6 protein-coding genes are annotated in these 8,289 nt (G+C 66.4%); 5 read left to right on the top strand and 1 reads right to left on the bottom strand.

The genetic code is table 11. From position 1 onward, the window contains the following. Positions 1-237: 237 nt before the first annotated feature. Positions 238-636: a hypothetical protein gene (locus tag ACFDSW_RS13265; protein ID WP_375250758.1), complete on the bottom strand. Its 399-nt coding sequence runs from the start codon at positions 634-636 to the stop codon at positions 238-240. A 314-nt stretch (positions 637-950) separates the two neighbouring features. Between ACFDSW_RS13265 and ACFDSW_RS13260 the strand changes: the two genes are divergently transcribed. The 5 genes from ACFDSW_RS13260 to ACFDSW_RS13240 all read left to right on the top strand — a co-directional run. After that, on the top strand, positions 951-2,198 hold the full coding sequence (locus ACFDSW_RS13260) for a nitrate/nitrite transporter (protein ID WP_375250757.1): 1,248 nt from the start codon (positions 951-953) through the stop codon (positions 2,196-2,198). 67 nt (positions 2,199-2,265) lie between these two features. Then, positions 2,266-3,471 carry a hypothetical protein gene (locus ACFDSW_RS13255; RefSeq protein WP_375250756.1) on the top strand — a complete coding sequence of 402 codons (1,206 nt, stop codon included), beginning with the start codon at positions 2,266-2,268 and terminating at the stop codon, positions 3,469-3,471. A 259-nt stretch (positions 3,472-3,730) separates the two neighbouring features. Next, entirely contained in the window at positions 3,731-6,232 is a 2,502-nt protein-coding gene (gene nirB / locus ACFDSW_RS13250) for a nitrite reductase large subunit NirB (protein WP_375250755.1), read from the top strand. Between the two features lie 5 nt (positions 6,233-6,237). Then, positions 6,238-6,564, top strand: coding sequence for a nitrite reductase small subunit NirD (gene nirD / locus ACFDSW_RS13245; RefSeq protein ID WP_375250754.1), 327 nt, complete (start codon positions 6,238-6,240; stop codon positions 6,562-6,564). A gap of 41 nt (positions 6,565-6,605) precedes the next feature. Further along, the coding region (locus ACFDSW_RS13240) for a molybdopterin-dependent oxidoreductase (RefSeq protein WP_375250753.1) at positions 6,606-8,289 on the top strand (1,684 nt) is incomplete at its 3' end.

The following is an 8,289-nucleotide window of genomic DNA, read 5'->3' as shown; positions in this document are numbered from 1 at the left end:
CTTCCGATCACCACTAGCTTCTCACCTAACCGGCCCATAGGACGCGGTCACCCCCGCGTCGTCGAAATATCCACGCGACCGCTTATGGGCGTGAGCGGAATGGCAGCTTTCGGGCGAGGTGCGGCATAAGCGGACTGTCCGCTTATGAGCGATAGGCGATGGCGAGTCGGTGCCCGATTGTGGTGGGAAGCGGACAGCAACTCATGACTCCTGCTAAGTGGGATGCGCTTCGACTTCCTATCGTATTTTGACGACCGGAAGCTTGCCAAAAGTCGCCTCAACGACGCGTCCGTTGTCGACCCGGAAAGACGCGAAACGTTCCTCCCAAGTCGGTCGCCCGTCTTTCACAACGAACCGGCCGCAATCCCATTCAACGGAAATTGGAAGACGCTGCGTGGCGCCCGGGATCGCGTATATTTGCTTGATGCTGCACTCGTTTGCATAGCGCGAGAACGCTTCGAATGTCGGTGCTTTCGGGTCTTCGCGGTTCTCGAATGTGACTGTTGTCCGGCTTGCATTTCCCTGACGGACGTCGGCCAGAAATCTAGCGGCGATCGCGATGTCGTTGGTGTGATCAAATCGTGGTCGACCAACAACTTCCTGAGACACCGACAAGGCCAACAGGAATATCATCATCCGACCTATCCCAACCCGCGAGTGGTCATTGTACCTAGCCGAGGGGGTGTCTGCAAACTGGGCGATACCGGTCGGCCGGCCGCTCCGGCTCTACGCAAGGCTGGACCTGAACTTCGCGCTTGCAGCAAAATGCGATCCGCGCGATGATATTCGAGTCGCGCAAGGAAGCGCGCCCATCGGGAGGGCACCCCAAAGCCGGGGCCATCCTCCCCCTCTGAACGCAGCAAAGCCGCTGACCGGATTTCGCGAGCCCGCGAACGTCCGGCGAGCGGCTTTTTTCTTGTTCTTTTCAGATCGGCATTGGGGACGTCATCATGGCAACGGCATTTCTGGATCAAGGCGTGGATACACGGCCGACCAACGCGAACGGCGGCGGCTTCTGGCAAAGCGGGCACTGGCCGACGCTGGTCGCCGCGTTCCTCTATTTCGACCTGGCCTTCATGGTATGGGTCCTGCTCGGGCCGCTGGCGCCGGACATCGCCCGGACGCTGCATCTCACCGCCGCGCAAAAGGGCCTGATGGTAGCGACGCCGACGCTCGCAGGCGCGGTTTTGCGGGTCGTCAACGGGCTGTTGGTCGATCGCATCGGGCCCAAGCGTTCGGGGGCGATCAGCCAGATCATCGTGATCGCGGGCCTGCTTTCGGCCTATCTGCTGGGCGTAAACAGCTTCGGCGGCACGCTGGCGCTGGGCGTGATCCTGGGCTTTGCCGGCGCCAGCTTCGCGATCGCGTTGCCGCTTGCCAGCCGCTGGTATCCCCCCGAGCATCAGGGCAAGGCGATGGGGCTGGCCGGCATGGGCAATTCGGGCACCGTGCTGGCGGCGCTGTTCGCGCCCGCGCTCGCCAAGCTGTTCGGTTGGAACACGGTGCTCGGTCTTGCGTGCATTCCGCTCGGCATCGTTTTCCTGGTCTATCTCGCCATGGCCAAGGATGCGCCGAACGCGCCCGCGCCCAAGACGCTGATCGAATATCTCCACCCGCTGGCATCGGCGGATGCCTGGTGGCTGATGGGCTTCTATGCCGTCACCTTTGGCGGGTTCGTCGGGCTGGCGGCCTCGCTGCCGATCTACTTCACCGATCAGTTCAAGCTGACCACAATTGTCGCGGGCTATTGCACGGCGGCCTGTGTGTTTGCCGGGTCGCTGGTGCGCCCGCTCGGCGGCGCGCTGGCCGACAAGATCGGCGGCGTGAAGACGCTGTCGGTCGTCTTCCTGCTCGCCGCCGCCGCGCTGACGGGTGTCAGCATCGCGCCGACGCTGCCGGTGGCGCTGGGCTGTTTCGTCGTCGCGATGCTCGCGCTGGGCACGGGCAACGGATCGGTGTTCCAACTGGTGCCGCAGCGCTTCCAGGCGGAGATCGGCGTAATGACCGGGCTGGTGGGCATGGCCGGCGGCATCGGGGGTTTCTATCTCGCCTCATCGCTGGGGCTCGCCAAGCAACTGGCGGGCAGCTTCGCGCCGGGCTTTCTGATCTTCGCCGGGCTGGCGCTGGCGGCGTTGCTGGGGCTCACGCTGGTCAAGGCGTCATGGCGCGCTCGCTGGACCAGCGGCGCGCAGATATAATCCGCACTCGCGGCGGCGGCACGGCCGCGGCTGGCGCCGCCGCGTTGCGATCGACAGGGGGGATTGCATGCGTTTCTGGATCAGCACGGCGGCGACGCTGGTCGCCGCGGCGCCGGCCTGCGCCCAGGAGGTGGCGATCAAGCCGCTGTTCGACGCGCGGACGCGATACGAGCATGTCGATCAGGCCGGCATTGCCGACACCGCCGACGCGGTGACGATCCGCGCCCGTGCCGGCGCCGAGTTCAGCCGTGGCCCGTGGGTGGCGCTGGGCGAGGCGCAGGGCAATCTGGCGGTGGTGGGCGATTATGATGACGGGCTGCACGGGGTGGCGTCGCGGCCGATGATCGCCGACCCGGAGAATGTCGCCATCTACCGCGCGCAGCTGCAATATCGCACCAAACCGCTCACCGTGACGGCCGGCCGCCAGCGCATCGCGCTCGACGACGAGCGGTTCGTCGGCAACGCAGCCTTCCGTAACAACGCGCAGACCTTGGACGCGGTGCGCGGCGAGATCGTGCCGCTGAAGGGCGTAAAGCTCGACCTCACTTATGCCTGGGACGTGCGCACGATCTGGGGCACGGAGGGACGGGGCGCGCGGCAGCGGGGCGTGGGCGGCAACAATGTCTTCGCCAATCTGGGCGTGGCGACACCGCTGGGTACACTGACCGGCTTCGCCTATCTCATCGATCAGGATGAGGCAGCGGTGCAGGGCTATCGCCTCTCCAGCCAGAGCTATGGCGCCCGCCTCACCGGCGGCCGGGCGATCGCGCCGCGCGTGACGCTGGCCTATCAGCTCAGCTGGGCACGCCAATCCGACTATCACCACAATCCCGCACGTTATGAGGCCGATTATTGGCTGGCCGATGCGACGTTCGACATTCGCAGCTGGAAGCTCAACGCCGGCTATGAAGTGCTGGGTGCCGATAGTGGCGCGGCGCTGACCAGCTTCCAGACGCCGCTCGGCAGCGTCTTCAAATTTCAGGGCTGGGCCGACAAGCTGACCGTCACCCCGCCCGATGGTGTACGCGATTTCCACGCGGGCGCCGGCTATGGCTGGAAGAAGCTGCGCGGGATCGATGCACTGGGGTTGCAGGCGGTATGGCACCGCTACCGCAGCGATCGGCTGGACCGGCATTATGGCGACGAATGGAATGTGCTGCTCACCGCGCAGGTGAAGAAGACGCAGATTTCAGCGCGCTACGCTCGTTATCAGGCGGACCGCTTCGCCACTGATACCAGCAAGTTCTGGCTGCAAGCGGACTGGAAATATTGAGATTGGGGATCGGCTGAGGCCGGCCGCCTTATGCTGGGGGGGGGGGCGGGTATGAATTCGAAAGGCCCCGGAATCGCTTGAGCCGCCCCCCGAATCGGTTTATGCTGCATTGCGAAGGACAAGGCTGTCCTTCCCCACATCGCCACGCCAGCCCGCCGCCGGGCAAACGTGGTTCTGTTGATGGCAAAGCCGCCATCCAGCGCTCGGTTCTCAAGACCGGGCGCCGGATGGCGGCTTTTTTCGTTTTGGAGCGAAGCGGATGGAGTTTCTGGAAGCCAGGGCGATCCTCACCGACGATAGCGCCGCCGAGACGGCCCCGGCGGTCGGGACGCGGCAGCATCTGGTGGTGATCGGAAACGGCATGGCCGGGTGCCGCGCGGTGGAGGAACTGCTGGCACGCGACGGCGCACGGTTCCGCGTTACCATCTTCGGCGCCGAGCCGCATGTGAACTATAACCGGATCATGCTGTCGCCCGTGCTGGCCGGCGAAAAGACCTTTCAGGAGATCGTGATCAACGATTCCGGCTGGTATGCGCAGCATGGTATCGAACTGGTCGCTGGCGATCCGGTGTTGGCGATCGATCGTGCGGCGCGCACGGTCACCGCGCGATCGGGCCGCGTCACCCGCTATGACAAGCTGCTGATCGCTACCGGCTCGGATCCCTTCATCATCCCTGTGCCGGGGCATGACCTGCCCGGGGTGATCAGTTTCCGCGACATGGCCGACGTCGATGCGATGCTGGCGGCAGCGTGCGACGGCGGGGACGCGGTGGTGATCGGCGGCGGGCTGCTCGGGCTGGAGGCGGCGCACGGTCTCACCCTGCGCGGCATGAAGGTCACCGTGCTGCATCTGATGCCGACGCTGATGGAGCGCCAGCTAGACGAGGCGGCGGGCTGGCTGCTCAAATCGGCGCTGGAGGCGCGCGGGCAGACCATCCTCACCGGCGCCGATACCGCCGCTATCCTGGGCGATGGCAAGGTCGAGGGCGTGCAGCTCAAGGACGGCCGCGTCATCCCCGCGAAGCTGGTGGTGATGGCGGTCGGCATCCGGCCCTCGGTGAAGCTGGCGCGCGAGGCGGGACTGGCGGTGGGGCGCGGCATCCAGGTCGACGACCATATGGTGACCAGCGACGCGAACGTGCTCGCGGTCGGCGAATGCGTCGAGCACGATGGGCAATGCTACGGCCTGGTCGCGCCCTTGTGGGACATGTGCCGCAGCCTCGCCGACGGGCTGGTGGCGCGTACCAATCCCTACCGCGGCTCGGTCACCTCGACCAAGCTCAAGGTCGCCGGGCTCGACGTGTTCTCGGCCGGCGACTTCTCCGGTGGTGAAGGATGCGAGGACATCGTGCTGCGCGATGCCGCGCGCGGTATCTACAAACGGGTGGTGCTGAAGGACGATCGCGTGATCGGCACGGTGCTGTTCGGTGATACCAGCGACGGCGGCTGGCATTTCGACCTGATAAAGAAGGGCGAGGACGTCGCCCCCATCCGCGACGTGCTGATCTACGGCCAGGCCTTCGCCTCGGGAGGGGGGCTGGCGGACCCTAAGGCGGCCGTTGCGGCGCTCTCGGACGATGCCGAGATCTGCGGCTGCAACGGCGTTTCCAAGGGGCAGGTGGTCGCGACGATCCAAGGCGGCGCGTGCAGCCTCGATGCGGTGCGGGCGGGGTGCAAGGCCTCGGCCAGCTGCGGGTCGTGTACCGGCATCGTCGAGAGCCTGCTGGCGCTGACGCTGGGCGAGGACGGCGTGCAGGCCGGGCCCAGGACGATGTGCAAATGCACGACCTATGGCCATGACAAGGTCCGCCGCGCAATCGTCGAGCGGGGGATGAAGGCGATCCCGGAAGTGATGCAGACGCTCCACTGGTCGACGCCCGACGGCTGTTCCTCGTGCCGGCCGGCGCTCAATTATTACCTGCTTTGCGCACTGCCGGGCGAATATGTGGACGACCAGCAGAGCCGGTTCGTCAACGAGCGCTTGCACGCCAACATCCAGAAGGACGGCACCTATTCGGTGGTGCCGCGCATGTGGGGCGGGGTGACCACGCCCACCGAACTGCGCGCGATCGCTGATGTGGTGGAAAAGTACAACGCGCCGATGGTGAAGGTCACCGGCGGGCAGCGACTGGATATTTTCGGCATTCACAAGGAGGATCTGCCCGCTGTCTGGGCCGATCTCAACGCGGCGGGGATGGTTTCCGGCCATGCCTATGCCAAGGCGCTGCGGACGGTGAAGACCTGTGTGGGTTCCGAATGGTGCCGCTTCGGCACGCAGGATTCGACCGGGCTCGGCATCCGGCTGGAGCGCGGTTTCTGGGGCAGCTGGATGCCGCACAAGTTCAAGATGGCGGTCTCCGGCTGCCCGCGAAACTGCGCCGAGGCGACGATCAAGGATTTCGGCGTGATCTGCGTGGATTCCGGATATGAACTGCATGTCGGCGGCAATGGCGGCATCCATGTTCGCGCCACCGACCTGCTGACGAAGGTGGCGACCGAAGAGGAGGCGATGCACATCGCCGCCGCGTTCGTGCAGCTCTATCGCGAGGAGGCGCGCTATCTGGAGCGCACCGCCCCATGGATCGAGCGCGTCGGCCTCGCTTATGTCACGGCACGGGTTGTGGAGGACGAAGCAGGACGCGACGCACTCGCCGCGCGCTTCTGGCATTCCCAGTCCTTCAGCCAGGATGACCCCTGGGCCGATCGCGTCGCCGGCGCCGATGCCGGCCTCCACCAGCCCCTGCTCGTCGCCGCGGAGTGATGCCCATGACCGACTGGATCGATATCGGCACCCTTGCGGGCCTGCCGCTGCGGGGCAGCCGCACGCTGACGCTTGGCGGGCAGCCCGTCGCGGTGTTCCGCACGCATGACGACCAGGTCTTCGCCCTGATCGACCGCTGTCCGCACAAGGGCGGGCCGCTGAGCGCGGGGATCGTGCACGGCCATGCGGTGGCGTGCCCGCTGCACAATCTGCGCATTTCGCTCGCGACCGGGGCCGCCCTGGGGGAGGAGGCGGGTTGCACGCCGGTGGTGCCGGTACGGGTGGAAGGCGAGCGGATCCTGCTGGCCAGCCCGGTGCGGGCGGCGGCGTGATGGGGAGGGCTTCAGATCCTCCCGGTGCCGTGGGGGGATCTATGACGGTCCAAACCACCTGCGCCTATTGCGGCGTCGGCTGCGGGATCCGCGCGACCGTTACCGGCGAGCGTGCCGTCCGCATCGAGGGCGATCCGGAGCATCCCGCCAACCAGGGCCGGCTCTGCTCGAAGGGCACCCATCTCGGTGAAACCGTGGGGCTCGAAGGCCGGCTGCTCCAGCCGATGATCGGCGAACGCCGCGCGAGCTGGGACAAGGCACTCGACCTCGTTGCCCGGCGCTTTCGTCAGGCGATCGCCGAACATGGGCCGGATAGTGTCGCCTTCTACGTCTCGGGCCAATTGCTGACCGAGGATTACTACGTCGCCAACAAGCTGATGAAGGGCTTCATCGGCTCGGCGAACATCGACACCAATTCGCGGCTGTGCATGTCGAGCGCGGTTGCCGGTCACATGCGCGCCTTCGGCGAGGATGTGGTGTCGGGCAGCTATGCGGATCTCGATTCGGCCGATCTGATCGTGCTGGTGGGATCGAACACCGCCTGGTGCCACCCGGTGGTCTATCAGCGGATCATGGCGGCGCGCGCGGCGCGCGGCGCGAAGCTGGTGGTGATCGATCCCCGCCGCACCGAAACGGCGGAGGAGGCGGACCTGCACCTGCCACTACGCCCCGGCAGCGACGTTGCGCTGTTCAATGGCCTGCTCGCGCATTGCCGCGCCGAGGGACTGGCCGACGCGACGGGCCTGGACGTGCCCGACGGCTTCTGGGATTCGCTGCGGCACGGGCATGATCTCTGGTCCGTCGCTCAGACGTGCGATCTGGCGCCGGCCGATCTACAGCGCTTCTATCAGTTGTTCGTTGCCCGTCCGCGCACCGTCACGCTGTTCAGCCAGGGCATCAATCAGTCGATTCGCGGCACCGATCAAGTGAACGCGATCATCAACCTGCACCTCGCCACCGGCCGGATCGGCACGCCGGGCGCCGCGCCCTTTTCGATCACGGGGCAGCCCAACGCGATGGGCGGCCGCGAAGTCGGCGGGCTTGCCTCCACGCTGGCGGCGCATCGCGGCTTTGCGGCGGAGGATATTGAGGATGTCGGCCGCTTCTGGGCCGCCGAGCGCATGGCGACCAGGCCGGGCCTCAAGGCGGTCGACCTGTTCCGCGCCGTGGGTGAGGGCCGGATCAAGGCGCTGTGGATCATGGCGACCAATCCTGCCGTTTCGATGCCAGATGCCGGGCGGGTCCGCGAAGCGCTGGCCGGGTGTCCGTTCGTGGTCGCCTCCGATGTGGTCGCCAAGACCGATACCAGTGTGCACGCTCATGTGCGCCTGCCCGCCGCCGCCTGGGGGGAGAAGGATGGGACCGTCACCAATTCCGAGCGCACGATCAGCCGGCAGCGCGCCTTCCTGCCGCTGCCCGGCGAGGCAAAACCGGATTGGTGGATCATCAGCGAGGTGGCCCGGCGCATGGGGTTCCGCACCGCCTTCGCCTATGATCGCCCCGCCGACATCTGGCGCGAACATGCCCGGCTGACCGCCTATCGCAATCAGGGCGCACGCATGCTTGATCTCAAGGCCAGGGCGGCGATCGGCAATGAAGCCTATGACGCGATGGCGCCATTTTCCTGGCTTTCGCAGCCCTTCGCCGATGGCCGTTACCCGACCGGCAGCGGCCGTGCCCGGCTGGTTCCGGTCGCGCAGCGTCCGCTGAATGCTCCGCTGCGTG

The organism is Sphingomonas sp., from assembly GCF_042091075.1.
In the GTDB taxonomy this organism is placed as follows: Bacteria; Pseudomonadota; Alphaproteobacteria; order Sphingomonadales; family Sphingomonadaceae; genus Sphingomonas.
The sequence above is the reverse complement of the archived record's forward strand: the minus strand, read 5'-3'. Positions and strand labels throughout refer to the sequence as shown.